Annotated in this window: 31 protein-coding genes and 1 pseudogene; 8 read left to right on the forward strand and 24 right to left on the reverse strand. The window is 63.5% G+C overall.

Annotation, left to right across the window (positions count from 1 at the left end):
* Positions 1–94 precede the first annotated feature (94 nt).
* Positions 95–661 carry a bifunctional DNA primase/polymerase gene (locus ACFFGN_RS01860; protein WP_380043463.1) on the reverse strand — a complete coding sequence of 189 codons (567 nt, stop codon included), beginning with the start codon at positions 659–661 and terminating at the stop codon, positions 95–97.
* A gap of 259 nt (positions 662–920) precedes the next feature.
* Between ACFFGN_RS01860 and ACFFGN_RS01865 the strand changes: the two genes are divergently transcribed.
* Positions 921–1,382 (forward strand): hypothetical protein, encoded by a 462-nt coding sequence (locus tag ACFFGN_RS01865; RefSeq protein WP_380043464.1) that lies wholly within the window; start codon positions 921–923, stop codon positions 1,380–1,382.
* 47 nt (positions 1,383–1,429) lie between these two features.
* Here the strand turns inward: ACFFGN_RS01865 and ACFFGN_RS01870 are convergent, their stop codons facing one another.
* Entirely contained in the window at positions 1,430–1,984 is a 555-nt protein-coding gene (locus ACFFGN_RS01870; RefSeq protein WP_380043465.1) for a hypothetical protein, read from the reverse strand.
* A 265-nt stretch (positions 1,985–2,249) separates the two neighbouring features.
* Here ACFFGN_RS01870 and ACFFGN_RS01875 point away from each other — a divergent pair, with 265 nt between their 5' ends.
* The 3 genes from ACFFGN_RS01875 (at position 2,250) to ACFFGN_RS01885 (ending at position 5,619) form a co-directional block, all read left to right on the forward strand.
* A complete protein-coding gene (locus ACFFGN_RS01875; RefSeq protein ID WP_380043466.1) occupies positions 2,250–3,149 on the forward strand; it encodes a DddA-like double-stranded DNA deaminase toxin in 900 nt (299 codons plus the stop codon).
* Positions 3,146–3,598, forward strand: a complete 453-nt coding sequence (locus tag ACFFGN_RS01880) for an Imm1 family immunity protein (protein WP_380043467.1) — start codon at positions 3,146–3,148, stop codon at positions 3,596–3,598. The genes ACFFGN_RS01875 and ACFFGN_RS01880 overlap by 4 nt, the downstream gene beginning before the upstream one ends.
* A gap of 218 nt (positions 3,599–3,816) precedes the next feature.
* Positions 3,817–5,619, forward strand: coding sequence for an AAA family ATPase (locus ACFFGN_RS01885; RefSeq protein WP_380043468.1), 1,803 nt, complete (start codon positions 3,817–3,819; stop codon positions 5,617–5,619).
* On the opposite strand, the gene ACFFGN_RS01890 is transcribed toward ACFFGN_RS01885, so the two are convergent.
* The 17 genes and pseudogenes from ACFFGN_RS01890 to ACFFGN_RS01970 form a co-directional block, all read right to left on the reverse strand.
* Positions 5,597–6,004 carry a sigma factor-like helix-turn-helix DNA-binding protein gene (locus tag ACFFGN_RS01890; RefSeq protein WP_380043469.1) on the reverse strand — a complete coding sequence of 136 codons (408 nt, stop codon included), beginning with the start codon at positions 6,002–6,004 and terminating at the stop codon, positions 5,597–5,599. The genes ACFFGN_RS01885 and ACFFGN_RS01890 overlap by 23 nt on opposite strands.
* Positions 6,001–6,351: a hypothetical protein gene (locus ACFFGN_RS01895; RefSeq protein ID WP_380043470.1), complete on the reverse strand. Its 351-nt coding sequence runs from the start codon at positions 6,349–6,351 to the stop codon at positions 6,001–6,003. Before ACFFGN_RS01895 ends, ACFFGN_RS01890 begins: the two co-directional genes overlap by 4 nt.
* Positions 6,348–6,743 (reverse strand): hypothetical protein, encoded by a 396-nt coding sequence (locus ACFFGN_RS01900; RefSeq protein WP_380043471.1) that lies wholly within the window; start codon positions 6,741–6,743, stop codon positions 6,348–6,350. Before ACFFGN_RS01900 ends, ACFFGN_RS01895 begins: the two co-directional genes overlap by 4 nt.
* Positions 6,740–7,411 carry a hypothetical protein gene (locus ACFFGN_RS01905; RefSeq protein WP_380043472.1) on the reverse strand — a complete coding sequence of 224 codons (672 nt, stop codon included), beginning with the start codon at positions 7,409–7,411 and terminating at the stop codon, positions 6,740–6,742. The genes ACFFGN_RS01900 and ACFFGN_RS01905 overlap by 4 nt, the downstream gene beginning before the upstream one ends.
* Before the next feature lie 25 nt (positions 7,412–7,436).
* Positions 7,437–7,625, reverse strand: a pseudogene (locus tag ACFFGN_RS01910) (CHC2 zinc finger domain-containing protein); the annotation flags it as partial.
* Positions 7,622–7,822 (reverse strand): hypothetical protein, encoded by a 201-nt coding sequence (locus ACFFGN_RS01915; protein ID WP_380043473.1) that lies wholly within the window; start codon positions 7,820–7,822, stop codon positions 7,622–7,624. The pseudogene ACFFGN_RS01910 and the gene ACFFGN_RS01915, both read right to left, overlap by 4 nt.
* Before the next feature lie 2 nt (positions 7,823–7,824).
* Positions 7,825–8,301, reverse strand: a complete 477-nt coding sequence (locus tag ACFFGN_RS01920; protein ID WP_380043474.1) for a hypothetical protein — start codon at positions 8,299–8,301, stop codon at positions 7,825–7,827.
* 15 nt (positions 8,302–8,316) lie between these two features.
* Positions 8,317–9,141, reverse strand: coding sequence for an AAA family ATPase (locus tag ACFFGN_RS01925; RefSeq protein ID WP_380043475.1), 825 nt, complete (start codon positions 9,139–9,141; stop codon positions 8,317–8,319).
* Positions 9,142–9,156: 15 nt separating this feature from the next.
* Positions 9,157–9,534, reverse strand: a complete 378-nt coding sequence (locus ACFFGN_RS01930; RefSeq protein ID WP_380043476.1) for a hypothetical protein — start codon at positions 9,532–9,534, stop codon at positions 9,157–9,159.
* 115 nt (positions 9,535–9,649) lie between these two features.
* Entirely contained in the window at positions 9,650–10,141 is a 492-nt protein-coding gene (locus ACFFGN_RS01935) for a hypothetical protein (protein ID WP_380043477.1), read from the reverse strand.
* Between the two features lie 83 nt (positions 10,142–10,224).
* A complete protein-coding gene (locus tag ACFFGN_RS01940; protein ID WP_380043478.1) occupies positions 10,225–11,118 on the reverse strand; it encodes a DnaJ-like cysteine-rich domain-containing protein in 894 nt (297 codons plus the stop codon).
* A 71-nt stretch (positions 11,119–11,189) separates the two neighbouring features.
* Positions 11,190–11,516, reverse strand: coding sequence for a hypothetical protein (locus ACFFGN_RS01945; RefSeq protein WP_380043479.1), 327 nt, complete (start codon positions 11,514–11,516; stop codon positions 11,190–11,192).
* Between the two features lie 443 nt (positions 11,517–11,959).
* Positions 11,960–12,502 carry a hypothetical protein gene (locus tag ACFFGN_RS01950; protein WP_380043480.1) on the reverse strand — a complete coding sequence of 181 codons (543 nt, stop codon included), beginning with the start codon at positions 12,500–12,502 and terminating at the stop codon, positions 11,960–11,962.
* A 131-nt stretch (positions 12,503–12,633) separates the two neighbouring features.
* Entirely contained in the window at positions 12,634–12,876 is a 243-nt protein-coding gene (locus ACFFGN_RS01955; RefSeq protein ID WP_380043481.1) for a hypothetical protein, read from the reverse strand.
* A gap of 54 nt (positions 12,877–12,930) precedes the next feature.
* Positions 12,931–13,725 (reverse strand): M15 family metallopeptidase, encoded by a 795-nt coding sequence (locus ACFFGN_RS01960; protein ID WP_380043482.1) that lies wholly within the window; start codon positions 13,723–13,725, stop codon positions 12,931–12,933.
* 70 nt (positions 13,726–13,795) lie between these two features.
* On the reverse strand, positions 13,796–14,173 hold the full coding sequence (locus tag ACFFGN_RS01965; RefSeq protein WP_380043483.1) for a hypothetical protein: 378 nt from the start codon (positions 14,171–14,173) through the stop codon (positions 13,796–13,798).
* Positions 14,170–15,201 (reverse strand): hypothetical protein, encoded by a 1,032-nt coding sequence (locus ACFFGN_RS01970; protein WP_380043484.1) that lies wholly within the window; start codon positions 15,199–15,201, stop codon positions 14,170–14,172. Before ACFFGN_RS01970 ends, ACFFGN_RS01965 begins: the two co-directional genes overlap by 4 nt.
* 162 nt (positions 15,202–15,363) lie before the next feature.
* On the opposite strand from ACFFGN_RS01970, the gene ACFFGN_RS01975 reads away from it, so the two are divergent.
* Both ACFFGN_RS01975 and ACFFGN_RS01980 read left to right on the forward strand, forming a co-directional pair.
* A complete protein-coding gene (locus ACFFGN_RS01975; protein ID WP_380043485.1) occupies positions 15,364–15,999 on the forward strand; it encodes a DUF5343 domain-containing protein in 636 nt (211 codons plus the stop codon).
* A gap of 3 nt (positions 16,000–16,002) precedes the next feature.
* Positions 16,003–16,578 carry a Swt1 family HEPN domain-containing protein gene (locus tag ACFFGN_RS01980; RefSeq protein ID WP_380043486.1) on the forward strand — a complete coding sequence of 192 codons (576 nt, stop codon included), beginning with the start codon at positions 16,003–16,005 and terminating at the stop codon, positions 16,576–16,578.
* A gap of 24 nt (positions 16,579–16,602) precedes the next feature.
* Here ACFFGN_RS01980 and ACFFGN_RS01985 read toward each other — a convergent pair whose 3' ends face one another.
* A complete protein-coding gene (locus ACFFGN_RS01985) occupies positions 16,603–18,114 on the reverse strand; it encodes a siphovirus ReqiPepy6 Gp37-like family protein (protein ID WP_380043487.1) in 1,512 nt (503 codons plus the stop codon).
* Positions 18,115–18,209: 95 nt separating this feature from the next.
* Here ACFFGN_RS01985 and ACFFGN_RS01990 point away from each other — a divergent pair, with 95 nt between their 5' ends.
* Positions 18,210–18,944, forward strand: coding sequence for a hypothetical protein (locus ACFFGN_RS01990; protein ID WP_380043488.1), 735 nt, complete (start codon positions 18,210–18,212; stop codon positions 18,942–18,944).
* A 69-nt stretch (positions 18,945–19,013) separates the two neighbouring features.
* Here the strand turns inward: ACFFGN_RS01990 and ACFFGN_RS01995 are convergent, their stop codons facing one another.
* Together ACFFGN_RS01995 and ACFFGN_RS02000 are read right to left on the reverse strand one after the other, a co-directional pair.
* Entirely contained in the window at positions 19,014–20,306 is a 1,293-nt protein-coding gene (locus ACFFGN_RS01995; RefSeq protein WP_380043489.1) for a phage tail family protein, read from the reverse strand.
* 126 nt (positions 20,307–20,432) lie between these two features.
* Positions 20,433–24,248: a phage tail protein gene (locus tag ACFFGN_RS02000; RefSeq protein ID WP_380043490.1), complete on the reverse strand. Its 3,816-nt coding sequence runs from the start codon at positions 24,246–24,248 to the stop codon at positions 20,433–20,435.
* 260 nt (positions 24,249–24,508) lie between these two features.
* Here ACFFGN_RS02000 and ACFFGN_RS02005 point away from each other — a divergent pair, with 260 nt between their 5' ends.
* On the forward strand, positions 24,509–24,736 hold the full coding sequence (locus ACFFGN_RS02005; RefSeq protein ID WP_380043491.1) for a hypothetical protein: 228 nt from the start codon (positions 24,509–24,511) through the stop codon (positions 24,734–24,736).
* On the opposite strand, the gene ACFFGN_RS02010 is transcribed toward ACFFGN_RS02005, so the two are convergent.
* Entirely contained in the window at positions 24,703–25,131 is a 429-nt protein-coding gene (locus tag ACFFGN_RS02010) for a phage tail assembly protein (protein WP_380043492.1), read from the reverse strand. The two genes, ACFFGN_RS02005 and ACFFGN_RS02010, sit on opposite strands and share 34 nt — an antisense overlap.
* A gap of 426 nt (positions 25,132–25,557) precedes the next feature.
* The gene (locus ACFFGN_RS02015) at positions 25,558–26,310 is read right to left on the reverse strand and encodes a phage tail tube protein (protein WP_446685160.1); all 753 of its coding nucleotides are present in this window, start codon (positions 26,308–26,310) and stop codon (positions 25,558–25,560) included.
* Positions 26,311–26,318: the final 8 nt, after the last annotated feature.

Genomic DNA, 26,318 nt, shown 5'->3' on the forward strand with positions numbered 1-26,318 from the left:
GCGTTCGATCGCGTCTTCGCCGGGCTCGGCGACACCGGCCAGCAGCGCCCGGGGATGCCGCCACTCGTTGATGCGGCAATCGAATGAGTGCGGCTCAAATGCCACCGTGCAGCTCGCGGTGCTCGTGCTCGGCGAGCAGCACCATCGACAGCACCGCCTCGGCGCTCGGCAGTGGATGGACAGGAAAGTCTGAACCGTCCCAGCGCAGCCTTCTGCCTGCGGCGTTCCGCGATGGCGGGATCAACACGGGCGTGCCCGGAGACAAGTACTTGACTCCCGTCGCGAGTGGCCCTAGATCGTCTTCCGGCGGAAGGGTGCACGTGATCCAGTCACCGTCTGGCAACTTCATCGTCGGTGGCCATACGTCGGGCCGCTGCTGCTCGTACAGCCGCTTCCCGTATGCGCCAGCCACACGAGGCAACCGCCAAATTGCGACTGAATCAGACGAACACGCCAAGATGTTCGGCGGGTCGGCAACCGACCAGGTCGCTCGCACCTCGGCTACGTCAGTGAGCCAGCCTGAAGCAGCCGGTAGACCGTCGGCCGTGCCTGCCTGGACAGGAATACCTCGCTCGACGCACGCCAGCGCAGTGTCTTGCAGAAGGTTCTTACGACGAAACATCCGCTGTGCCACCTCCGATTCTGCATCATCATCACGCATGGCTCCCTACCGTTCCGGGAGGGGGCCACCTGGTCAACGAGACTGCCGCTCCTCCGGCGATCCCAACCTGGTCGGGACATGACATTCCGTTAGCAGGCCACCCATGGCTGGAGGTCGCCCTGCTACCTCTTGACTGGTTCCTACCGCTCGGCGCCATTGGCTGCAGGAACCTGCAAGCTTTGCGCGCACATCGTGACGACAGCCCTACTCACTGCAACGATGTGCGCTTCGGTTCGCTACACCAACTGGGGAGGAAGTTATGCGAACTCTCGCACCTTCGGCCATCCGCAGGGCAGCAGGTCTGCTGCTCGCCCTTATGTTCGCGTTGTCAATTGGTTCCACCACGGCGGTCGCTCGGGTGTCTCCCGCGGCGCAAGAGCTGTCGGCAGTAGGGATTTTTCCGCCGCCACCACAGTGTGGCGATTCCTTCCGGATCACTAACCAATATCGTCTCGACAGCACCCACGTCGAACTGCGAATCGTCGGGGTGGACCTAAGGCGGTGGTTCACCGGATATGGACTCGCGGTGGTCGGTTGGGACGATAGAAGTGGCAATCACGTCGAGAAGCACAATGCGTCAAGCTACTCGGGTTCGAACTTCACAATCGAGCTCCACCTCGGGCCCATTGACAAGAAAGGCACCGTCTACGTTGCGCTGACGGATGCCGATAATCGGGTGACCTACTGCCAGAAGGTTTTCTACGTGACAATCACGGTATAGGCCCATTGCCACGGTGCGCTCGCTTGCTCGCGAGCGCACCGTGTGCGTTAACGGCGGACGCTGACTAGCTCGATGTCGGCCAATCTGACATTGCGCCCCGCCAGGGCGACCGTGGTCGAGGGCAAGTCTGCAACCGCGATCCATACATCTAGCAGAGACCGTGCCTGAAAGACTGTGTCGAGGCCGTCGAGGCGGAGCTTCACCGGGTCCCAGCCAGAGTTCGATAAGTCATCGACGAAGCCCGCCACGCCAGACAGCGCACCATTGCGCTCCTCATCATCAATCCCAGGGCTGAGGTTGACCGCAGCCAGCACCGCCGACATCACTGCGTCGGGCAAGCTGCCGGCCGGACCGTGGCTATACGGTTCAGCCTCCGTGGGCCGGTGGTCGCCCAGCTTCGGCAGAGTGCTGAGACTCAGCGCCGGACCGTCAGCCGACTCGATATCTCCAGCGGCGACTATGACCTCACGCAGCGGACTACCGCTCCCGATTCCCCCAACTTGCTGCCACAGCTCGATCCAGGCCTTATCGAACGGACGCGTTGGAGCCACCACTGCGAAAGGTGGAGTGAAAGGCAACGGAAGTTTCTCCACGAGATCCATGCCTCCCATACTGCCCGACGAGCGGTAGTCGCCACAGCGTATTCAGTTAGCTTGTTACTTGGTTGATGAGATCGAGCCGTGGGAAGACTGCGTGGCGTCAGTGAGGCTGCTGAAGGCTCCGTGGCGTGTTGGCCTGCCGATGACGGTTTGCAGGTGGAACTCCAAGTGCCGCCCCGGCCGCTTGACGGCGAATATGTGATGCGGCTTCAGATGAGGCGGGCAACAGTGCAGCCGCAAATGGGCTGACCCGACTAGAATTCTTGCTATGCCTTCGGACCTTGAGCGGATCGCCCAGGGACTCATCGACTACCTCGACGCGAACCCGCGTATGGCCGGCGAACTCGGTGCTGCAGCAGCAGAGTGCCAGCAGTTGGCGGCAGAGGTCGCCGAGCTTGCGGTGATGTTGCCTGAGGCTGCTGCTGCGGCTGAGTATCTTCAGCAGGCCGCGAATGACTGCGGCCAGGCTGCGCAGCTGTCGGCCCGGGCGGCTGGGATCGGGCGGACTTGGGCCGAAGCGGCGGTTGGTGGTGGCGCTGGGCGGCAAGACCCGCAGACACCGAGCGGTGCTCGGGACGCCAATGCTGGAAGCTCAGTTGGCCGTGAGGATGCTAAAGGCCGACCCGACAAGGGCAAGCCTGGCCCTCGGCCCGCAACGGTGGGTAGCGGCGATGGTGCTGGCTCGCAGCGCAGCGAGCTGAATCCGGGGGAGGTGAGCGGTTCGGGTGCCGAGAGGGAGCGAGGCCGTGACCTGGGGGGTGGCATCACTCGGGAGATCATTGAGCGCCTTCCGAAGAGGACCAAGGGGTCGAAAACTCTTGGCATTTGGATCGATGACCTTGGCAACGAGCATGACTTGAGCAGTGGCGTGGATCGGTTCAGCGGTCCTGCTGAAGAGCTGGTGAATGCCGCGGATAGTCCGATCCCTCGTGAGGCGTTCATCCTCAGTTCCCATGTCGAGGTGAAGTTCGCCATGCGGATGCGGGATGAGAACCTGACCGACGAGTTCATCGTGATCAACAACTGGCCGTGCGAAGGTCCGGTCAGCTGCGACAAGAACCTGAAATACTTTCTTCCACCAGGCGCCAGGCTGACCGTCTTTGGCCCTAATAACTTCCGGAAGACGTACCCGGAAGCACCGACTACAGACCAGGGGGATCTGCCGTGAGCAACGGAATCAAGGCGTACTACAAGCACGGCCACGGCGACTCACCGGTTCGCGTCACGACCGACCGCGAGGTGGATGAGCTGATCGACGCGGTGTTGGGCGAGAGCTTCGAGTACACGATTGCTGCGCTGTACCACGAGGGCCGATCACTGACTGCTCACGGGCATCCCGACCACGAGCTACGTGTCGGCCTGGATGCCGATCGCCAGGTCGGTAGCCTGCGCTACTCGGGCAGCGTCGATGGAGATGACGGCTTCTGGTATGCAGCGTCCGGTGCCGCAACCAACGATGTGGTGGTCTATGAGTACATGGGCAACCCGATGCACTTCCCGCTCGACTCCGAGCTGCCGATCGAGGCAGTGCGGGTAGCGGTGAAAGAGCTACTCGTCACTGGTGACCGGCCCACCTCGGTGACCTGGGTGCGATGGCCAGAAGATCTGCGCGACTAGTGTCACGGCTCGTCGGTTCGCTTTTGCGTCGGCTTGCTTGCGGCAGCGCATCCAGTGTTGCCGCATGTCTTGGTCATGTGCAGACGTGCCCCCGAGGGGCGCACGTGAGCTGGTCGACTTTCACGCAATCTGTGGGCAACTGTGAGGAGGTCACAGGGGTCCAGTCGTGCGCTCGCTGACGCACTTGCATTGGTGTTCAGTAGGTGGATGATGAAGGCATGTCTGCCGACGAGCGCCTGAAGTGGGAGTCCTTCGTTACGCCCAACCTCCTAGGAGGCGACGCAGGGAATTTTTCATTCAGCGTCGGACGGATCAAGATCGGTGCCACAGATGTGTTCCCGACTAGTAATGGAGTCACCGCTCTAGTTGGCGGAAATAATGTTGGGAAATCGGCGACGCTTATGCAGTTGCTGGAATTCATTGGTGATGCCAGCGGGATCCCTGCGGCTCCGAAGACCGTTGTCAAGGGCATCGATCTGCGTAAGCGCGGCACTTCTGCGGACCTGGCCGCTTGGCTCGGTGTGCACTCAAGGTTCGTTTCGAGTCAGTCTTCGGGCACCGGGTTCACGCACGTTGGAGATGGAAATCTAATTGCGGTCGACTCGGCTGGCATGTATTGGGCCGACTATGGCGCTAATACAGTTGGCGGAGTGTGGCCGTGGCTTGTTCACTATTCTGATGCGGCCCGTCGACTTGGGATGGTCCAGGGAACTGCTCAACGAAGAGACATCTCAATGCACCCGGCGCATCCGCTTCACTTTCTCCAGGATGATGCTGAGCTGTTGCGAGAGTTCAGCGAGCTTAGCGAAAGAGTCTTTCGGCAACCCTTGGTGCTTGATCGGCTTAGTATGGAGACACGCCTCCGCGTTGGCGCAGTTTCATCGCCTCCGCCCCCAATCGATGCCGTCTCCACCGAATACACGGCTGAACTAAGCAAGCTTCCCAATCTCTTTGATCAGGGCGATGGCATGAAGAGTCTCCTGGGACTGCTGCTTCCTGTGATGGTGGGAGCCTATCCCGTAATCATCGTCGATGAGCCGGAAGCGTTCTTGCATCCTCCGCAGGCGTTCGAAGCGGGGAGAATATTGGCTAACGTTGCGAAAGACAAGCAGGTGCAAGTCATTGTGGCGACGCATGACAAGAACTTCCTAGCCGGCCTGCTCGATGCTGGTGTAGATGTCTCGGTCGTTCGCCTAGAGCGCAGCGGCGACGAAACAACGGCGTTCCAGCTACACGCCGATGAGCTCAAGGAGCTCTGGCGGGATCCAGTATTACGGTATAGCAACGTACTTGATGGCGTATTTCACAGGCTCGTAGTAATCGCCGAGGCGGATCCTGACTGCAAATTCTTCGCAGCTACCCTAAATGATATGGAAGACGAAGTGGAACTCGTGGCACCTGCTAATGAAGTCCATTTTGTTCCATCCAACGGGAAGGCGGGGATGGCGAAAATGGTGTCTGCCCTCCGGGCGGTTCGGGTGGATGTCGTAGCCACTCCTGATCTGGACGTCCTGAATGACGCTTCTCTTCTGAAGGCCCTGGTGGAAGCCGCGGGCGGCGACTGGGGTCATATAAAACCTATCTACGATCGGTCGACTGCACACCTGCAGAAACGATCTACCGGTGCAACCTGCGGTCAGGTCTTGGCGCTCATTAGTGCCGAGTTGGAACGTCAGCAAGGAAGTCCCTGGACTCAGGAAGTTCGAGATTCCTTGGCTCCGTTGATGCGAACTACGCAATCGCCGTGGGATGAGGTGAAGAAGCACGGTATTGCTGCCTTCACAGGGCAGTCGCGGCAGGAGCTCAAGAAGCTGCTCCTAGAACTCGAAGCCATCGGAATCAAATGCGTCGAGAAGGGAGAGCTTGAACGCCTGGCGCCTGACGTCACTACTTCGAAGGGGCCGCGATGGCTCGCTGACGCGCTATCGGCAGGAGCTCATAAGGAACTGGCTGCCCGCGAACATGTCACGAGACTTGTATCTAGTCTCCTGACAACCGCTAGTGAGAATGAGCCTCGCTGAACACGGCGCCGTTGAGGGTAGCAACGAGTTTGCCGATGCCGGTGAAGAGTCGTTTCTCGATGGTTTGGCGGGTGACGCCTTCGTGGCGGGCGATGTCGTGGTTGGTCCAGTCGAGTACGTGTCGGAGGAAGATCGCCCGGCGTTCTTTGTCGGTGAGGGGCGTGGTGGTCCAGGCGATGCGTGCGTCGGCGAGGTGGGCGTAGTAGGTGTTGCTGCGGGCCTTGTTCGGGGTGGAGCGGGGCATGTCGGGTGGTGGGGCCTGTGCTGCGGTGCTGCCGTAGGCGGCGTGGGGGTCGAACAGGGCTGCGAAGAGGTATTCGATGACGGGACGGGTGTAGTCGGGGCGGCGGACCATCAGGCTCGGTCGGTGATTCGAGCAGGTCATTCGTTGTAGCTTTCCCAGAGTTGTTCGTAGGAGACGGTGAGGGTTTGGCGCCGTGCTGGGGTGGCGCAGTGGTTGATGAGGTCGTGCTTGAGTCTGCTGTGCATGGTTCCGATGTGGCCGGTGGCGATGGGTCCGTGGAGTTCGGGGTTGGTGGCGACCATGATCAAGGCTTCTTGGTGGAGGTCTTGGGCTTGTATCGCGTCGCGGTATTTCGGGCTGAAGGCGATGCTGTAGGCCGCGTGTTCGATGGCGCGCAGAGCTTCGGGGTTTGTGGTGAAGGTCCAGTCGGGCTGTGCTGATGCTTTGGTGATGGCGGTGTCGCTGGGCACGGTGAGGGTGGCGGTCATCGGTTCGTGGTCTCCAAGGCTGCGATGGCGTGGATAGCGGTCGCGGCCAGCTCGGCCAGGCCGGCGGTCTGTTCGGCGGGATCGCTGGTACCGAGGGCTGTGTAGAGGTCGTGCACGAGTAGTCCGTCCCAGCCCATGCGATCGGCATCGTGGCGGGCGGCGTTGGCGTCGCTCCACCGCTGGGCCTGGTGTGCCCAGTGCGTGCGGCCCTTGGCAGGAATCTGTCCGCCGTGCAGGGGGTGATCGCGTTGGCCGTGGTCGTCGTGGGCTGCCTTGACCGCGTCGCGGACCAGGTCGAAGGCGGCCGTGTAGGGCGAGGGTTTTCGGCCCCGCCGTGGCGTTGCCTCGGGCTCGGCCGGTCCGGGTGCGGTGGTGTCGGGTGCGATGGTCACGTGATCTCCGGTGCGATGAGTGCGAGTAGGGCGTCGGCGCCCGCGGCGACGTAGGTGGCGTTGACGTCGTGGCGCAGTGGGACGGGGACGGCGTTGTGCAGAAATTTGGTGACGGTGCGCAGGAATCTGGCGCCGGCGGGGTCGGGGTCGGCCCAGACCCAGATACGGGAGAAGCCGGCGAGCATGCGGCGGTGGTGCGATGTCCAGGAGTCTGCGCCGGGGCCTCCGATGGCGGGCAGGCCGATCTGGGTCAGCGTGAGGCGGTCGATTTCGCCTTCGGTGAGGTGGATTTCGTCACCGGCGGTGTGGATGGCGCCGATGCCGTAGAGCCGGGTTGGGTCTTCGGGCAGTGACATGTATTTGCCGTGGTCGAGCTTCTTGCACGAGTGTTTGCGGTCGTCGAGGCAGCGGAACCGGATGGTGAGGGGCTGGCCGTGGCGGTCGAGGTAGGGGATGGCGAGCCATCCGGTGAAGCGGGCGTGCAGTGGGTCAGGGGTGGCGACGACGCCAAGGCGGGCGGTACGGATCGTTTCCTCGGTCAGTCCGCGCTGTTCGGTCAGGTAGCTGAGTGCTTGGGGCGTGAGCGCTGCCTGGTACCGCTCGACGGCCTGGTTCAGATGGTGTTGTTGTGATGTGGTGAGCGGCCGCAAAGGCTCTCGCTCGGTCAAAGTCGAGTCCTTCCCTGGCCATGATGAGATCGAAGCTGGAGCCGCCCGATCCGCAGGAGTGGCAGTGCCATAGCTGCTTGCTGGTGTCGATGGAGCACGACGGGGTGCGGTCGGCGTGGAGTGGGCACGACACCATTTGCCGGGTGCGGCCCGGACGGACCTGGGCGCCGTAGTACTCGAGGACGGCGACCAGGTCCGGACGGACGGTGCTCACTGCGGATCGGGTGCGGCCAGCCGCGACAGGCCGGTGAGGCGCTCGTCGTCGGTGTCAAAGGGGTCGCCGGTGAAGTAGTGCTCCAGGGCGTCGAGGTCTGCCGGGTCGCCGCCGTCAGCGATGAACGCTTCGGTGATGGCCAGATAGGACATCAGGCAGTCGATATCGCCGCAGACCTCGGAATCGAGCTGCATCATGGTCACCCCGCGCCACCGGCCCCGGCAAGGCGGTGTACGGGACCACTGGCCGGTTTGGGCAGCGGTGCTTCGGGGAGCTGGAAGTAGTCCTCGACGGTAGTGAGCACGAAGGCCTTGCGGAAGCCGCGGCCCCGGCGCTTCACGATGACGATGCCTTCCACGTCGTCGACGTCGAGGCCACGGTGCTCAGCGAAGTGATTCGCTTCGAGGTGTGCTTCGTCGACGAACGGTCCGGCCCGCATGGCAGTGTCTTTGGCTTCGATGACGACATGACTGCCCGACATCCGCACCACCAAGTCGCCCTCGTCGCGGTTGCCGGTGTCACGCAGCCGCTCGGCATCAAAGCCGTAGGAGCGCAGCCCATCGCGCAGCGCGGCCTCCCAGCGCCGACCGCGTCGCCGGTTGGCCTGGTTCAGGTTCCGGCGCGAGTCCCGCTCGGCCTCAAGGAGGTTGGCGGGCTCGTTGCTGTGGTTGTTCACGGATCTCCGTTTCGGTTAGCGGGCGCTGCTGGCTCGGTGGAGCCGGGTGCCCAGGGCGTGGAACCGGGTCTTGTCCGGTTCGGCACGCAAGACGGCGTAGCTGCTGGCGGTCGGGTCGCTGGGGCCCATGCGCTGTTTGATGCAGGCGATGCGGTAGTCGAGCGTGGTGGGGTCGAGCGCCACCGACAGCGACAGGGACGGCTTCTCCGACAGTCCGCCTTTGATCTGATCTCGGGACGGGGGATTCCATGGGTTCGTTTTGGCTTCCCAGCCTTTGTCGGATGCGTGGTGCATCACGATCGGCGTGATCCCGGTGGAGTGGGCGAGTTCGGTGATGCCTTGCATCACTGTCATCTGCTCTTGGTAGTCGGCCTGTGCGCCCTGAAAATCCATGAGGTTGTCGAAGGCAACAATCCGCGGATAGGCGTTCCACAGCTCAACGTAGGCATCGATCTCTTCGTCAATCTGGGTCCAGGTGATCGGGGAGCCGAACGCGAAACTGATCTGCGATTCGGCGAGCGCGTCGAGATAGCGTGACCGGCCAGGGCCGGTCATACCCTTCTCTACTTGCCCGGTCGTCTCGCCCACCAGCAGCGACGCGAGACGCGTCGAGGCGGTGAACGGCGACATGTCCGCACTGAAATACAGCGTGGGCAGATTCATGTTCGCGGTCCAGAACAGCGCCAGGCCGGACTTCTGCGTTCCAGACCGGCCAGCGATCATGATCACGTCACCATGACGAGGCCGTACGCCCTTGAGATACAGGTCAGCGAACGCGTCGATCCGCGGAAGCTCTTTGCCTGCTTGGGAATGCAGGGTCAGTGACCGCTTCGCGGTCATCACCGGCGGGCCGCGTCAGTCGAACGACGGAGCGTCGGCCATCGCCTGTTCGGCGGCGGCTTCACGGGCCTGGTGATAAGCGGCGACATGACCGAAGGTCTCGTCGTCGGGATCGCGGAACACATAACCCTCGCCGGACTTCGTCTGGGTCGTGCGCACGACGCCGACCAGGGCGCCACCGACGATGTTGTCGAGGCTGGAGGCGAGCATCTTGTGCACGATCCGGATGCTCTCGTAAACCGCGGTCGGCCTCCGAGTCTCCAACGCTTCGGAGGTACCGAAGCAGGTCACGTTCGCGGTGACCTCATCGCGGTACTGCACCTGGTTCTTGTAGACCGACTGCACGTCACGCTCAACGCTGGTCGGCTCGACCAGCAACGCCAACTCGGTCATGTACTTCTTCGGATCGAAAATCGGCGAGTTGCTGAACTCAGACGGGCGCGACAGCGGGGCAGGGCAGTTCAAAAGGTGATACTCCGATCAGTAGGGAACACAAGACCGTGAACGATCAGTAGGGCGGAGGTTCGGGCTGCGCGGTGGTGAGTGCTTTTCCGCGCGCTTTCCAGGCAGCCATCAGCTCCGCGTCAGCGAACGCAGCCTGATTGCCGGCCCACAACCGGCGCAGCTCGGCGACATCATGCGCGGCAGCGATCTGTGCCAGCAGCGGCGACAAGGCCGATTCCTCGGGGGCCTCACCACCGGAATAGCCTGATAGTTTCCTATCCGGCTCGGCGGTGTGGCTGCGGGTTTCGCTGGTGTCCTCCGGTTCGATGCTGGCTTCGAGCACTGCGCCGGCGGCCGAGGTGGCGCTGAGCGTGCCGATCGCGGAGTGGGCGAGTTCATGCAGGGACGCCCGCTTGGCTGAGACTTCTTCGAGTCTGAAGAACGCCGTCAGGTCCGCGCGGACCGACTCGGCTGAGCCGGTGAACCGGACGCGGGTCGAATGGGCGGCGCCGCCAGTGGTCAAGGTCAGCTCGACGGGCGCCTGAGGGATGGTCACAGTGGCTGGAATCCTTTGTTTCGTGGGGATCTGGTGAGTCAGACCCTAACGCGGGCACACCCGCAACGTCAACTGATAGTTTCCTATTTCGTGACGACTGCGGTGAGGGCGCCGAGTCCTTGGCGGCGGATGGACCGAACCTGGCGGGCGAGCTGGACGGCCTGCCAGCCGAGCTGGAGGTTCGCCCAGTGCAGGGTGCAGATGGCGCTGCCGGCGGGCAGGTGAACAACCAGGCCCCAGTCGTGGCTCACGTCGGGCAAGGGCTGCCGGTGGCCGGTCGCGGGGTCGTAGAGGTGGCCACGGGCGTAGATGGCCAGCTGCATAGCGATCTTCAGCGCGGTCCAGGTGATCGAGCCGGTCTTGAGATCGGCGATCACGTTCGCGGTGAACGGCTGGCCGTCAGGTCCGGGACCGGAGTAGGTGATGACTCGGTCCGGCGTGCCGGCGACTTTGAGTTCGTCGAGCACGATGAGCTGCTCCAAGTGCAGCACGGCTGTGTAGACGGGCTGGGTGGTGGCGCGGTAGGCGTCCATGTCGAGCACGTCGTGGAACGAGGTGGCCGGGGGAAGTTCGAGTTTCTGGTCGACGCGCTCGGACAGGCCGTGCATCCAGGTGCCGCGGTCGGCTTTTGCGTTGCCGCCCGCGGTCGCGAAGGCGATGGCGGCTTGGCGATCAAGCCAGGCTTTGTCACCGGCGTTGTCGGGATCGCGATCGGCCGCGCCAGCGAGCAGGGCGGGGCGCTGTGCGGCGCCGAGCAGCACCAGGCGTTTGTCGCGGGCTGCGAGCTTGGTCTTGTCGTCGAGGACATCGATGTAACTGGTGACCCGGCTGTAGGGGGTCTCGGTGCGTCCGGCTCCACGGCAGGCCGGGCATTGCACGGTGCGGCCGGGGCGCTTCTGTGATGGCTGCGTGCCGCTGGCGCTGCACTTGGGGCAGTCTCGCCAGATGTAGGGGCGGCCGTCTTTGGTGCGGCGCACCGCCGCGTTGACGGTCGCGGGGGCGCTGGTGTCGCTGGGGCGAAGCAGGCCGGGATGGGTCGTGGGTGTGCTCAGTCGCTCACCTTCCAGAAGTAGAGCCGAATAGAGTCGTCCTCGCGGATCAGTTGCTCGACGGGGTGACCGTCGAACAGGTCGTCTTCGCTGTCGTCGATGAGTTCCAGCCCTTGGCTGTAGGCCAGCCTCATCAGGGAGGCGATGTCCTTTTGCTCGGCGCCGGGCGGGACCTGGAGGTAGTACAGGTCTTCCTCGGCGTCGAGGTAGAGCGTGACGCCACCGGAGGTGATGGTGGCGGGAAACGCCTTGTCCTGAATGGGTAGCTCCCGTGAGCCGGCCGGCGATGGTGGCCAGACACGCGGGGGCTCCGCGTCGGTCGGCATCGTGCTTCCGGTCCTCCTTCGATCGTTTGTTTACGCGTCGTGATCAGTCGTGTACCCATTCAGTTAGCGGTGGAAGAGCTGACCGCCGATCGCTTCACGCGACCTGCCGGCAACACCAGGTGAGGAACACTAAAGGCGGCCACCGACAATGCCGATGACCTCTGTCCCCCACCGTCGCCCCAGGCGGTGCAACGCCTGGGGCGACCTTCCGCGAGCAGCACAAGACCCCTCGTGAAGCGCTCTCACGAGGGGCCTTGTGGACGTTCCGAAAACTACGCGGCCCCCCGGTAGGCGCTAAACACTACATCAACGGTTCGGCAAACTCCGGGATGCTCGATTTGCATCTTCCTGCAAATCCCAATGGCTGTATTGGCCAGCCGAAGTGAATGTGCTACTCGCAGGGTCAGGCTCGGATCTGGTGAGTCAGATAGCTGACGTGATAACTAGTTCTGCCCGGGTTCGCGGATCATCCCGCGGTCGATTCCCGGCCGGCGCGGCACATGGGTAAACCCCTGTTCGCTGTCGGGGTCGTAGTCGATCACCTGGTCATCGGCCTGGCGGGCGTTCTTGTAGTACTGAAGGACGGTCTGGTCCTTCTCGCTCAGAGGCTTCCCGGCTTTGCGGCGCCGCTCAAGACGCAACATCGTGTAGTAGTGATGCGCGCGATGCTCGGGTTTCACATTCCAAGGAATCAGCGAGCTATCGCTATTAACATTCCGGACGATGCCGTTTTTGCGGGCGAGTTTGCTCCACGTCCCATGTGAAATGGTGATGTGATAGAGCCGCTCGTGTTCGCTGCTCATCCAGGCAAACGATTTGCCGTCGCGCAGCCATTGCAAAGCCTGTGACTGATTCTGAATCCGGGACCGCCGGTCTGCCGGCGGCTCGCTTCCCAGGTGGAGTTCGATGCCATCGCGGTCGTCGCCTTGGCCATCGCTGGGGTTGTCCGGGGAATCCCCAGGAAGTGCCGGGGCATCGGCAGGCATGAGTGTGAGGGCCCTCCCTTCCATCCATGACCGGAAGTTCAGTCACCTGATACTTTCCCGATCACGCTCATGCCATGTCAAGTTTCAACGAGTGAGATGCCACTTACTGCAACCAAACTTTACGTTCCTTGTCAGGCATCGCCGCTCGGGTCGGCCTTCAGTACCGCCGGGAGCACTCCCAGATCCTCCAGCGCGTTGCGCACCTTGGACACCAGCGCGGTCGCCGCGACGACCAGAGCGAACACCTTCGCCTCGTCATCTGAGCTCACACCGAAGTCGGACAGCGACGGCACAATTACCGTCAGCACCAGAAGGGTGCCTAGGGCAACATCAAAGCCGGTGCGGATCGCACGGCGGGTAGAGGCGTTGAACATTGGAGATTTGTTCCTTTCAGGAAGAACGGATCAGTGTGTGGGTTCGAGGGGGTTTCAGGTGATGGTCCACCCGCCTCGCTTGGTCAGGTAGGCGCCGGTCTTCGGGCCGAAGATGCCGTCTTGCGTGAGGCGCGCGTGGGTTTGGACGACCTTCACGGCGTGGACGTAGAGCTCTGAGGCGCGGGCCCAGTTGCCGCTTTGAACGGCGCGCAGCCAGGCCTGTTCGGTATCTTTCGTGGCGGGCTCGATGACTCGGGTGAAGGCCATGAACTGCTGGACATCGGTAAGGGTGGTGCCGTTCATCGCCAGGCCTTGGCGGGCGTGGTTCATTGACCACAGCGAGATCGTGGTGTCGCTGCCCGGTGCCGGCGGTTTCGGATTGGCGCCGGTGCCGCGCAGTTTGCGAGCGACCTTGGTGACGGCTGCGGCGTGCTTGTTGATCTCGAAGTGCATTTCGTCGGGGCGGCCGTTCTTGTAGTCGCCGCCCCAGCGAATGCAGCCCTCGTAGATCTTCAGTTGCTGGCGGATTTTCGTCTCTTGTGCCGACGTGAAGGTGTTCCAGACCCCGAGGGGGTGTTCGGGGGCGTTGAGGTCGATGGCGGTGCCGGAGGCGTGGTTGCTGAGGGTCTTCTTCGAGCCGCGAATGGGACGTTCGGCATAGCCCCAGTCGTCGAGTTGTCCGTCGTGGTCGATGGTTTCGATGTGCTTGTCGAACCAGGCCGCGAAGTGGCGAAGCAGCCAGCCGGTGTCGCCTTTGCGCAGGCGGATCTTGCGGACGGTTCCGGGGATGATCTGGACGGAGGTGGCGGTGATGTCGTTGGCGCTGTAGCCGTTTTGGCTGAGAGGCAAGAGCGGTCCGTTCTGTCGATGGGCATGGCGAAGCGCCCGGACACCAGGGGCGCCGGGCGTTGTGAGCGGTTCAGGCGGTGACGGGGCGTTCGGTGATGTAGTCGTGCAACTCGTTGCGGGCCTCGTCGAGCGCGGCCTGGATAACGTCGAGTTTGATTTCGAGCGCGAGACGGCGCTCGCGTTCCCGCTCAAGGTCGGCCTCGGCACGGTTGGCGCGGGCGGTCTCGGCTTCGAGAACCGCTTCGAGGGCGACGACGGCGGTTTGCGCGCCGGTGACGATGATGGAGTCCCGCTCGGCCGGCGCCTTCTTCTTCGCCGAATAGGCGGCGACTGCACCGGCCAGAAAGGAGCCGCCGGCGAAGGCGGTGACCGCTGTGTACACAAGGGTTTGCGGGTCGCTGGTGCTCAGGGCTGCGAGCCAGGTGGTGAGGTGGATGGTGTGGGTCACGCTCCTATCCGGCGGAGAACGAGCTTTTGGTAGGCGCCACCTTCGACCAACGGCACGGTGGCGCCGGAGTCTTGGTAGAGCGCGGCGACGAGTTTCGTTCCGGCGGTGAACCGGTGCTCGCCGGTCAGGGTGAGGCTGGTCCATCCACCGGGGTTGGCGGGGATGGAGGCGTAGGCGAACAGGCCGTCGTTGGCGTGGTTGCGCAGCTGGAGGTAGCGCGAACCGTTGCGGTTGTGATCGAAGGTGATGGTGAGGGTGTAGAGGTAGCGGCCGGTCGACAAGATGGTGAAGATGCCGCTGATCGCGTGGAAGGTAATGCCGGAGGCACCGAGTTCTTCGCGCCAGTCGATGTCGTGCCAGGCGCCGCTGGTGAAGGACGGCATGGCGTTGGCCCGCATCGGCCCGGTCCTCATCGCATACGGCTGGGTCTCCAGCCCCGCAACGCGGGCATGCAGGTTCGGCTCAACCAGATAGCGCCACTCGGTGCCGGTCCAGTACTCGAACCCGCCCAGGGTCGCGTTGAACCCGATCTTGTACTTGCGCCGGTTCGCGGGCCGGGTGGCAGTGGTCCAGGCGCCTACGCGGGCACCGAGGAATTCGCGCCGGTCGACGATGCTGGCACCGTCGACGTTCACCGCACCACCGGCGACCGGCACATTGGCGAGCGGGAACTCGAAGACCCCGGCATCGGTTTGGGTCAGTGCCGGTGTCCCGGTCCCCGGTGTTCCCGCAACGACAGCCAGGGTGATCGCGTTGAGTGCCGGGTTGAGCCTCAGCACGATCAGGTGAGTTTGGGGACTCGATGCTGGCGCGGGCAGGGACAGTGTCTCGACCGCGGTCGACGAGATCGCGTGACCGCGCACGATCGCGAAACCAGGCTGAATGGTGATGCTCATGCCTGACCCGGCGGCGACTTTGAAGCCGGTGCCGGCGTGGGTGTCGGCGATGCCGGTATCGGCGAGTTCGCGGAACAGGTGGCTGTACTGGGTCTCTGAGGTGTCTTGGTTGTCGAACGGGTACGAGGTCACCGCCAAATGCTTCTGCTCCAGATATTAAAACGGTTCTTATGTAACTGCTTGAGGTCTATTCGCTTCTGAGCGCTGCCGTTCATGGCGGCTGGGGTGCACACTGACAGGCACGACCATCGTGGGCCCAGTGGGGGGACGCGAATTGGGTAGGAGGGGAATGCTGTGGCTTTGCCTAGCTCATATCTGACTTCATACAAAAATGTCGGCGCGATTCTGGATTCAATCAAAAAGGCGCAGGCGCCAGATCGATTTACTGTCAAGTTTCTGCAGGATCTGGGGTACTCCAGTGCCGCCGATCGGCTGATTATCAAGATGCTGAAGGTTCTCGGGTTGCTCACGGAGGCCGGGCAGCCTACGTCCGCCTATCACGAATTCCTGGATCCAAGCCAGTCTGGGATCGTCCTCGCTCGCGGATTGAGAGAAGCCTATTCGGACCTCTTTGCAATCAACCGCGATGCAAATCGGATGGCTTCAGCGGACGTGCGTGCGAAGATGAAAACTATCTCACAAGGCGCGCATAAGGATGATGTCCTGGGGAAGATGGCGAATACTTTCGCAACTTTCTCTGCCCTGGCAAACTTCGATGCCGACACCGCAAGTGGAGACGAGGCTGTGAGTGAGTCATCGCCTGATGAAGTCGTGAAGGAGCGGGTTGAAAGAACTGTGGGGAGCAATCCAGAGGTGCATTCAAAGCCCCCGCTTAGGCTAGCCTATGACATCCACGTTCATTTGCCTGCGACTCGCGATCCGGCTGTCTACGATGCGCTCTTCTCTAGCCTGACAAAGCATCTCGGTTAGTTCATGAGCGACGTCTACGCGTTTGTTTTCAGGGGTGACATGGCTGTGCAGGCCGTGGGAGCGACAGGGCTCGCCCTGCCGGCGTACTCGGTTGAAGAGGGCCATGAGGAGATTGCCAATGCGCTTTCTCTTGAACTCCTTGATCCAGTCGATGTTGAAAAGGCTAATCGCATGGCCCTCGTCTATGTGGCGATAGCTGCTTTTGAACGTTTGGCGCGATCTTTCATTAGACGAGTCCTTGTGGATGAATTCAGTGACGACTGGTGGGTTCAGGGTGTTTCTGAGCGAATCCGAAAGAAGGCCGAGGGGCGCCATGAAGAAGAACAAAAGACTAAGTGGCACGGAAATCGAGGGGGCGACTTGCTGGACTATACGGAAATGGGTCACCTTTCGTCGATCATCCAGCAAAACCTGCCCTTGTTCGAGGCTCACATACCGCGCGCTGAATGGGCAAGTGCTATCTTCTCGGCTGTTGAGCAGTCTCGAAACGTGATTATGCATAGCGGTGAACTGGGCATCGAGGATATTGAGCGAGTCGGTGTAAATATTCGCGACTGGTCACGCCAGGTCGGATCTTAGAGCGGGCGACGTCTCACTGCGGGCTCAGATGAGGTAGCTGAAGCTAAACGAGCCTGAGTTGCCATTGCCCAGCACGGCTGCCTGCCCTGCGACCGCAGACAGCCGGATCTGGTTGTTGGCGATCTCGAACGTCGCGGAGGCGCCGTTGATGAGGCCGTGGCCGACGCGTGCACCACGCGAGGGGTTGATGAGCGGGGGGACAGTCATGACGGGGATGTCGGTGACGTTGCCGTTGGGTGGCGGGGTCACGGTGGGGCCGGCGTAGGTGAGGCGGCCAAGGATCTCGACCAGGCGGCCGTCGATGATGCGGTAGCGGGTATTGGTGGTGACCCAGTTCGCTGCCGCGACGAGCCCGGTCTCGATCCAGCCGGTGTCGTCGGGGCCGTCGGGCGGCGCGGCGGTGTTGCGTTCCAGTTTCGACACCCGGCCTTCGATGGCCGAAACCCGCCGTGCCAAGGCTGCTGAGGCGTCGAAGCCGGTGGTGTCACCGAGGACCGCACCGACACGGAATCCGTCGCTGGAGGCTTTCACGATGACTCCGGTGACGGTGGCGACCGTCTCCTGGTTCTCGATCACTACCGTGACCAGGTCGCCGAGGAACCAGTCAGTCCCAAACCCCATACCGTTGCCGGAGTCTTCCGGGGGAATGGCTTGCACGGTGACGGCGGTGAAGCCTTCCTCGGCCAGCAGCTCGTCGGCGGCTTGCTGATGCTCCTTGGGGTCAGCTGATTGGCGCTGGTCGACGAACCGCTCGATCCGCCGCCCCCAGGCTGCTTCGGCGGCGCGCGAATCTGCTGTGTCGGCGGCCAGGAACTGCCGGTCGGTGCCTTTGCCCTGCCCGGCCACGATCACCCTGGTGACTCCGGGCGCGGAGGTCGCGACGCGTTGACCGGCCAGGGTGCCGTTACTGGCATCGAGGCGCACCGTGGCGGTGCGGTCGATCATCGCGGACGTCTCGAACACCAGTCGGTCCCCGCGCTGCACGACCCAGAACCCGAGCCGGGCGGGGCCGGCGAGTTCGCTCAGCAGTTCGCCGAGCACCGGGAACCGCGCCGATTTGGTCGAGCTGGGACCGCGGCCGAGGTTGGCGCCCATGACAAGTCGGGGATGGCGCCGTGGTTCGGGTGCGCCGGGTCCGGCGTTGGCGTTGACGAAGGCGTGCATCAGCGTCTCGGCCGGCCCGACACGGGTGTCTTGGGCGGTGTCTTGGGTGGTGACGTTGGGGTTGCTGGGTTGGGGCCAGGCGAGCATGTCGGCCAGCACAACGGTGTCGGTGACACCTTCGAACGTCACCGAACCGCAGCGGTCATCGGGGGTGGTGGAGGCTTCGGGTTTGATCGTCGGTCCGGAAAACAGCACGTCGCGCGGTGTGGTGACAATCAACCCCGAGCCCGGCTGGCGCAGCGCGTGGGTGAGGGGATGTTCGGTGGCGAGGGCGAGTTTCCAGGTGCCGACGTTGTTGTGCACCCCCTCGAATTCCAGATCGAGGTCTTCGGGGCGGATCAGGCCGAGCCGGGTCAGGCTCTTGTCGCGCACTTCGACGGTCAGATCGGACAGCTGTATCGCGGTTCACCGTCCTCAAGTGGTGATCAGGCATGGCCATGGCTGAGGCGAGATGACACGCTTGCCTCATGGCAGAGGACAACCAGCCGTCGCCCGGCCAAGAGGCCATCGGCACCGGCTTGGCAGCGATCCTCGGAACGATGCTCGGCGGGCCGACAGGCGGCGTCGTAGGTGCGGCGGCTGGACCACACCTATCGCAACTTGTGCAGCGAGCCTGGAAAGAAGTCATTGCTTTCAGGGAGAGGCAGCTCGAAAGCGTCGTTGATCAAGGCGCCGACTTCGCCGGGGTCACTCCTCAAGAGCTGATTGAGAGCATGCAGGCTGATCACCAACAGCGACGCCTACTCCACGATGTCCTGCTCGGCGCCGCTGATGCGCGTGACGCGAACAAGGTCCGCGCACTTGCGCGATGCCTGGCAACCGGGTTCCAGGACGCTGCGCGTGTTGACGAGGAAGCACTGATCGTTCGCGCGCTTGTCGACCTCGATCCTGTTCACGTCCATGTGCTTGCCGAGTTGGAGCGTCGGTCGATGACCGCTAGGGACATCGACTGGCATCTCAGCGGCGGCCTGGGCGCTCCGAGGTTCAGCACTGCAAGTGACTTGTCAGGACCGATATTGACCGTCCTTGAACGCAACGGCCTCGTCGATGAATCGATCAAACGGCCCGTGGGTGGGGTGCATGCCAACGCGGTTGCAACGAAATTCAAATGCACTAGCTTTGGGCGAGAATGCTTGAAGAGTCTCGGGAATGAGAACCGTTACCAGACGTTGAAAGAGATTTTTGCAGACAAGCGCGGATGAGTCCGCGTAGCGCCGTATCTCTTCAATAGGTACTCATCGAGCGTGGTAACACGGCTTGCCCTTCCGGTGCTAGACGAGCATGGTTTTGCGGGCCCGCCAGGTGCATCTGATCCATGACGCTCCGGCGATCTGTATGGTCCAGGCGCGGCTGCTGGACTCGTGTGGGGTGCCGGTCCATTCGTGTTCGGTGGTGTCGCTGTTCGGGGTGGAGCCGTCGAAGTAGCCCTGCGTCGTGCCGACGTAGACCTGGTCCCACCACACCCGCGCACCCAAGGGTGCGCCCAGGCGCAGCGTGTGGCTGATCGCGGTCGCGGTGAAAGACACTTCGAGATTCACCCACGCGCCTGTCTGGCTGGTGCTCACGCTCTGGTCGGCGATGCTCAGCCAGGCCCTGGAGTCCAGTTCTGTGTCGGCGGGTAGATAGGTGGAGGCGCAGGCCCAGTAGGACTGGCCGATGCTCAGGCCGGTGACGGGGAGTTCGGCTCGCGGCCGGATCGCATCCGGTGTCGTGGTGATGCGCAGACTGGCGCTGCCGCTGAGGGCGAAGGCGGTGTCGTGCTCGAGTAGCGGTGAAGGCGGGCCGTCGTCGGCGCCGGTGTAGCCGGTGAGGCCGGTTTCGAGGCTGGGGTTGGTGACGTGGTTGAGGCGGGGGGATCCCACGCGGGCGATGGTGCCGGGGGCGGTGCCTTCCATGCTTGCTGTCGCGGTCGATTCACCGGGCGGGATGCGCCACAGCTTGGGTGCCGGGGCGAGTTCGGCGTACCGGTTCGCTCCACTGCCGTCTTTCACACTGCCGGTGCGGGTGTCGATGGTGAGCCTTTGGCCCAGCGCGAGTGTCCCGGTCCAGTGCAGCAGTTCCCCGCGCGGTGAGATGGCTTTGAAGTTGTTGCCGGGTCCAACGATGTCCCACGTGGGGTAGGCGTCGGCGGTGCCGGGGTTGGTGAACGTGACTTCACCCATGGACTGGGCAGCCGTGAGGTGCAGCCGCGACAACGCCGGAATCAGGCCACGGTGGGTGGTGTCGCGCCGCACGGCATGACTGCTGATCTCACCCGAGGTCCAGTACGGCTCGGGGGCACGTAACGTGACGACGAGCTGGAGGTCGTCGTGGCCGTTGGTGTCAGTGCCGTAGATGTACTCGCCGCCCCCGACGCGGTGCACGGTCGTGAACCAGGTGGAGCCGTCATCGTCGATGAACCGCAGCACGCACCCACCGGCCAGGACCAGGGCGAGCTGGTCGACCAGGCCTTTCAGGTGGGTCCGGTTGCGGCCGGCCAGGTACAGCGGCAGGTCGATGTCACGCGACAGGGCGCGTTCGCCACGGTACTGGGAGCCGTCGCCTGCGGCTTCGAGCCATTGCACCGCGACCGGGCCGAGGCCGAGGCCGGTGAGACCGGCTAGGGCTTCGATGCCGTAGCCGGTCTCGGTGACCGAGTTGAGGTTGAGGGTGGTTTCGCCGGATTCCAGTTGCAGTGCCGGTATGGGGCATCACCATCCTGCTCGTGCTCGGTTCGTGGCTGCGAACAAGTCCTCTTCGCTGTCGAGTGAGTTGCCGGGGGCGGCGTAGTAGTTCAAGACCTTCGTCACCCCACCGCCTGGCAGGCCACTGTCGACCGCGGCCACCAGTCCGGTCGGCCGTGGCGCGGTCAGTGATTGCAAGGCGGTCTGGACTGCTGCCTGGGTGGAGGTGATGCCTGCGGCGAAGCCCTGGCCGACGAAGGCGCCGAGCCGTGTGAACACCTTCGAGGGGGACTTGATCTTGAGGTGGTGCTTGATGACGTTGACCATGGCGCGGGCGATCGCGAGCATTTGGGCCTCGATCACCTTGTGCTGGGCCTGCAAGCCCTTCACCAGACCCTCAGCCGCCCGGATACCGCTGGCGTACATGGCGTCGGCGGCGGTGGCGCCGACCTTGCCGGCGGCCTGGGCGAGCTGGCCTTGCAAGGTGTTGATCTTTCCAATCCCAGCCTTCCCTGCGGCGAGGATGGATTGCGCCGCGGCGAGGCCGGCTTCGGGTCCGGCCTGGGCGATCTGATCGATCGCGGTCTTGTTCAACCCATTGGTCTTCAGCTGGGCCAGGACTGCGGCGAACTGTTTGGCCCGGTCCCTGGCGGCAACGAGGGCATCGACGATGCCGGTGAACGACGAGTCCTCGGTTTTGGTGATGTCGCCGGTGGCGAGCACCTTGTCGCGGATGCTCGCGGCGTAGTCAGCTGCCTCCTTCCGCAGATCAGCCAGCCGCTCGGTGGCGGCCTTGAGCTTCTTCTCGACCCGTTCGTTGAGTCCGGCGAGGCCGACCAGCCGCATGCCGGTCGTGGCGATGAACGAGGCGAGCTGTTTGCGCCCGCTCTTGTTGACTAGCCCGAACAGTTTCGTCACCGCGGACAGGACCTGCTGGCGGGTGCCAAGGATGCCGATGATGAAGCCCTGGCCGAGGTACTGGCCGATCTGGGCGAACACCTTCGACGGCGAGTTGATCTTCAATAAGTTCTTGGCCTTGTCGATCGCCGCCCTCGCCATGTTCCCCGCGGCCTCAGCAGCAGCGCCGGCCAGTGACTTGATCCCGTTGATGAAGCCACGGACCAGATCCGCACCGGCCTGCACCAGGTACACCGAGATACCGGCCAGAGCCGCCTTTGCCTTGCTCGGTAGCTCCTTCACCACCGTCACCGCGTTGGTGACACCGGTGGTGAACCCGGTGCGCACGGTGGACCAGATCGACGACACCGTGGTGCCTATCGACCGTCCCAGGCTCACGAAGAACCCACCCACCGACGACAGGCCGGACAAGACCGCGGACTTCACCGCATTGAGGACCGTGAGGGTGATCTCGCGGATCGCGCCCCAGACCCCGGTGTAGTAGGTCTTGATGCCGTTCCACAGCGACGTGAACAACGTCTTCACCGCGCCCCACCCGGCAGACCACAGGCCCTTGAACAGGGCCAGGCCCTTGCGGAGCACGCCGAGGATGCCGACGTTGATCGCGATCTTGAACAAGCCGACGATCACCTGGATGAGGCCGGAGAAGATCTGCTTGATGCCTTCCCAGGCCCGCGACCAGTTGCCGGTGAACACTCCGGCGATGAAGTTCCACAGCCCGGTCAGGATCTTCACCAAACCGGTGATGACCTTCGCAGCACCTTGGACCGCGCCGACGATCGAATCCAGGATCACGCCCGCGAGGAACGTCAACACCGGAACCAGAACCGGCACGAGGAACGCGACGAGCTGGCCGAGCAGTTGCAGCACCGGCGCGAGCGCCGTGGCGATCTGGCCGAATGCCTCAGCCACTGGTGGCAACACCGCAGCCACCAACTGCCCGATACCGGTGATCACCGGTCCGAGGACCGCCGCTACTAGCGGCAGCAGCGCGCCGATCGCGGCACCAATACTCGACAGCGCCGGGACTAGGGCCGCGATGATCCCCGACAGGGCCGGCAGCACGCTGCCACCGACCAGGCCGGCGAACGCGGCGACCAACTGCCCCACCAGGGGAGCGATCGCGACCAGAGCCGCCGCGAGCCCGCCACCTAAGGTCGTGATGACCGGCTGGATCACCGGCACCAGCGAGGTGAACGCGCTCGCCAGGTTCGCGAACGCGACACCGAGAACAGGACCGATGACCGAGGCCAGCGTGCCGATCACATTCATCAACGACCCCAGCGCGATCGCCGCTGGGTCGATCGCCGGGGCGATATCGGTCAGGCCGTGGGAGATGCCGGTGAACATGGCGATCACACCGGCCATCACCGCCGGGTTGTCCAGCGCCGAAAACACGCCCGCCAGGAGCCCGCCGATGGCCTGGCCCGCCATCGGCAACACGCTCGTGAGCGTGGTGGCCAGGCGCAGCATGACCTGCTCGAACGCGGGCCCTGCCTGGGTCGCGATCGCGTTCATCGCCTCATGTGCCGCGACCAGGACACCGACCAGGGCGGCCTGGAAGGTCGGGCCGTTGACCGTGGCCGCGACCCGCTGCAACCCGTCGGCGAGTTCAGCCAGACCGGACCCTCCGGCCAATTCAGCGGCCTTCGCGACACCGGCCAGAATCGATGCGGTGCCGGCCAGGACACGGCCGAGCTCGGCGATGGCGGTGACACCGGAGTCGATCCACTGCTGCAACATCCCGAGCCGTGCCGCAGTGGACAGCCAGGCGTCGAAGCGGGTGGCGATATCGGCGAACCATCCCGCCAGGCGTGGCAGTGCAGCCGCGCCGACTGCGCCGAGCGTGGCGACGACGCCGGCATAAGCGCCTGTTGCCATGGCGGCGACGCCGATCGCCGCCTGAAGGTCGCGGAACATCGGCACGATCAACCCGTCCAGGGCAGTCGTGAACGAGGCCGCCAGTTGGGCGGCGAAACCGCCGAGCGCGGTTGCCGTGCCCATGAGGCCGGTGCTGAATTGCGGGAGCAAGGTGTCGATCAGGCGCCGCAGTGGCGCTTCGGCCAGGGCCCAGAAGTTCGACGACATCCGGTCCTGCAACTTCCCGAGCTTGTCGTCAATATCGGGGAAGACGCTGTCGAAGTCCTTCAAGACCGCGACAGCGGTGCCGATAGCTATCGCGGTGCCGGTGAAGATGCCTGGCAACGTGAACGCCGCCCCGGCGATCTGGGCCAGCGACGACGACAATGCGAACAGATTCGACGCCGCCGACAGCGACCATCCCGCTAGGCCAGCGACCGCCAGCGCCAGCGACCCGATCAACGGGACCGACTTGTCCAGACGGGTCAGGGACTGCGCGATGCGGTCGAAATACGTCGACAGCACCCGCGCACCCGACAACGCGGCGATCGCCGTCGCCGCCGAGGCAGCGGCACCGGACTGCACATACGGCAGCAACGGCACCCGCCGCGGCCGGGACAGCAACGCCAGCCGCTTCTCGGCGAACGAGACCGCACCGGCCGCGATCTCCGGATGGACCGCGATCTTCAGCGGCGAGGTCTGTTTGCGGAAATCGTCCAGCTCCCGCTTCACCTGGTCGAGAGCTTCCTTCGACAACTCCACCACCGCGGTCGCGGCAACGAGGTCGGTCTTGATCTTCAGCTTGCGGTTGTTCGCCCGCGCCGACAGTGCACGCAACGCCTTGGTGATCTCGGCGTTCATGCCATCGGTCGAGATCGTGGTGTAGAGGCGGATCTTGCGGGCATCGGACAGACGGTTGCGCTGGTTGATCTTGCGCACCTCGCCCAGCAACTCGCGGGCAGCACCGGAAATGTCGACCTTGGTCGGGATCGTGATCTTGAGCTGCTTCTCGATCCGGTTCAACGCACGCTGCGCATCAGCGCGGAAATCACGGGTGTCCGGCATGACCTTGACCGCGACACGACCGATCACCTGAGGGCTGGCCAAACGGCATCACCCCCTCTCGAGTTGGGTCAGCGTTGCGTGAACTGCCGGTACAGCTCCCGAACCGTCACCCGCTGACCTGAATCGCGACGGCGTTGCCGGTTCGGCAACGGCTTGGCTTTCGGGCGCGGCCAGGGCGGAATCGAGGGGGCCTTGTGTTTGCCCCACCGGCCCGAGGCGCGGGTGTTCTGATTGACCGCGTCATACACATCAGCTGTCAGGTGACGGTCGACGCCCCAGCCGAACAGGGCACGGTCGCCGGCGGCGAGGGCAGCGGTGAGGGAAGTATCGGGCAGCCTCTGGATCAGGAGATTCACGAGCGACGGCGCCGGGCCCCGACCAGCGATGACCTCGGTGAGGTCGACGCGGTAGTAGAACAGCAGATCGGGATACAGGCCGGCGCTGTAGTCGTCGATCAGTCCTGCGAGGCCGAGGCTTCCCCCACCTGAACACCCGCCGAGTACCGCTCGAAAACCTCCATCAACATCGCCAGATCACCGTCGATGGCGTCGAGCAACTTCGTCGCCTTCGCATCAGAATCTGCGATCAGGCGGATGCAGTCCGCCAGGATCGTCTCCTGGTCGGCGTCCTCGTCGGACAGCTTCTCCTGGGTTGCGATCAAGGCAGTGCGGTTCTGCTTCGACAGGCGCAGAGGGTTCAGTAGCCGCAGCGTCTCCGTCTCGGTCAGGGCGATGTCGGTCGAGCCGTACTTCCTTTCCGCGGCAGTGCGGATGTCATCAAGCGTGAATGTCGACAAGGACTCTCCGTACAAGGTTGAAGCGTCAGTGAAAATTGTTGATTTCGCAGGGACATAAACGGGACAATCGCCGGACCAGGCGGACATTTCACGCCTGAGGTCCGGACAAAGTCCGGACCGAAGTAGGACTTCTGTCGGCCATCGCGCTGCGTGGGTTTGTTTAAGTCGTCCTGTGGTGCAGGATTGCTTTTCGTCAGAGCCGAAACCTGGTCATCACGCCTTGAAGCGGACCACTCGGCCCAACCGACACCTCATGTGAAGAGAGGCTTATGGAAAAGGAACTACCGCCGGAAGAGTCCGGTAAGAAGCGAGACCGCGGTGCCCTGATCAACTGGATTCGCGTCGCAGTCCAGGCCACCGCGGTCATTGCAACCATCATCAGGTTGTACCGCTCCTGACAGATGACTGAGGTGTCGTATAGCTGCGTCAACAGCTATGCGACACCTTGTCAAATGACAGTATAGGAGACAAGGACGTTCAAGAGACAAAAGAGACTGGATCATTCATTGGTCTCTAGCCCGCCTGTCCCGACTCCCACGAGTCACCATCCCAGTGAGCGTCGGACTGGTCTCCGAGTACGACGCGCTGCCCGGTTGTCCAGGCCGTGACGGGTGCGGCGGTGACCTCGGCGCGGAGTTCGGCCAGATCTGCGGGCGGAATCGCCCCGGGTGGTGAGTACGTGCCGGGTGATCCGGCAGTCGCGATGGTGGCTTCCACCATGTCGATGGTGCCGAGTGGAGTGATGGCGTAGGTCCAGGTGTTGGTGCCGTGCACGAGTGGTTTCACGCCGATGGGGAGGCCGGCCAGCGATTCGGTGTCGGCTGCGGCGAAGTCGTCATTGCGGTAGATCTCGGCCTTCGGTGCGTAGAGGGCAAAGATGTTCTCGCCGTCGATATAGATGCCGGTCCATGCGCACACTGTCGGAATCGGATCGGTTGGCACCCCGATGAGGCCGTTGGGGAGCGTAGGTGCGTTCGCGCCGTAGTACAGGCGCAGCGATGGAGCATCGAACTGCTGGATGATGATCGCGATGGTATCGGTTCGCGCCGAATAGCGGGTGCGCAAGGACTTGTTCTGCAACGTGCCGAGCACCGTTGCTTCGCCACCTTCTGAGGTGACAGACATGATGTCTTCGAGTGATGTGTGTCCGACCGAGTCCCACGGTGCGCCGGGTGCGCGGAGGTCAGTTGGTAGCGGGGTTGCGGGGGGTGCGGTGAAGTAGTTGCCGCTGCCGATGGACAGTACGGCGTTGTCGTTGAGCGCCAGGGCGTGGT

The sequence above is a fragment of the Kribbella deserti genome, assembly GCF_042434725.1.
GTDB lineage: Bacteria > Actinomycetota > Actinomycetes > Propionibacteriales > Kribbellaceae > Kribbella > Kribbella deserti.

What these genes read in the sequence shown, in the direction of transcription:
- ACFFGN_RS02000 (WP_380043490.1), bottom strand. Translation starts at nt 24,248, where the DNA reads ATGCCGGACACCCGTGATTTCCGCGCTGATGCGCAGCGTGCGTTGAAC.
- ACFFGN_RS01990 (WP_380043488.1), top strand. Translation starts at nt 18,210, where the DNA reads ATGGCAGAGGACAACCAGCCGTCGCCCGGCCAAGAGGCCATCGGCACC.
- ACFFGN_RS01950 (WP_380043480.1), bottom strand. Translation starts at nt 12,502, where the DNA reads ATGCCTGCCGATGCCCCGGCACTTCCTGGGGATTCCCCGGACAACCCC.
- ACFFGN_RS01865 (WP_380043464.1), top strand. Translation starts at nt 921, where the DNA reads ATGCGAACTCTCGCACCTTCGGCCATCCGCAGGGCAGCAGGTCTGCTG.
- ACFFGN_RS02010 (WP_380043492.1), bottom strand. Translation starts at nt 25,131, where the DNA reads ATGTCCGCCTGGTCCGGCGATTGTCCCGTTTATGTCCCTGCGAAATCA.
- ACFFGN_RS01930 (WP_380043476.1), bottom strand. Translation starts at nt 9,534, where the DNA reads ATGACCGAGTTGGCGTTGCTGGTCGAGCCGACCAGCGTTGAGCGTGAC.
- ACFFGN_RS01890 (WP_380043469.1), bottom strand. Translation starts at nt 6,004, where the DNA reads ATGACCTGCTCGAATCACCGACCGAGCCTGATGGTCCGCCGCCCCGAC.
- ACFFGN_RS01945 (WP_380043479.1), bottom strand. Translation starts at nt 11,516, where the DNA reads ATGCCGACCGACGCGGAGCCCCCGCGTGTCTGGCCACCATCGCCGGCC.
- ACFFGN_RS01870 (WP_380043465.1), bottom strand. Translation starts at nt 1,984, where the DNA reads ATGGATCTCGTGGAGAAACTTCCGTTGCCTTTCACTCCACCTTTCGCA.
- ACFFGN_RS01885 (WP_380043468.1), top strand. Translation starts at nt 3,817, where the DNA reads ATGTCTGCCGACGAGCGCCTGAAGTGGGAGTCCTTCGTTACGCCCAAC.
- ACFFGN_RS01980 (WP_380043486.1), top strand. Translation starts at nt 16,003, where the DNA reads ATGAGCGACGTCTACGCGTTTGTTTTCAGGGGTGACATGGCTGTGCAG.
- ACFFGN_RS01955 (WP_380043481.1), bottom strand. Translation starts at nt 12,876, where the DNA reads ATGTTCAACGCCTCTACCCGCCGTGCGATCCGCACCGGCTTTGATGTT.
- ACFFGN_RS01925 (WP_380043475.1), bottom strand. Translation starts at nt 9,141, where the DNA reads ATGACCGCGAAGCGGTCACTGACCCTGCATTCCCAAGCAGGCAAAGAG.
- ACFFGN_RS01895 (WP_380043470.1), bottom strand. Translation starts at nt 6,351, where the DNA reads ATGACCGCCACCCTCACCGTGCCCAGCGACACCGCCATCACCAAAGCA.
- ACFFGN_RS01915 (WP_380043473.1), bottom strand. Translation starts at nt 7,822, where the DNA reads ATGATGCAGCTCGATTCCGAGGTCTGCGGCGATATCGACTGCCTGATG.
- ACFFGN_RS01875 (WP_380043466.1), top strand. Translation starts at nt 2,250, where the DNA reads ATGCCTTCGGACCTTGAGCGGATCGCCCAGGGACTCATCGACTACCTC.
- ACFFGN_RS01860 (WP_380043463.1), bottom strand. Translation starts at nt 661, where the DNA reads ATGCGTGATGATGATGCAGAATCGGAGGTGGCACAGCGGATGTTTCGT.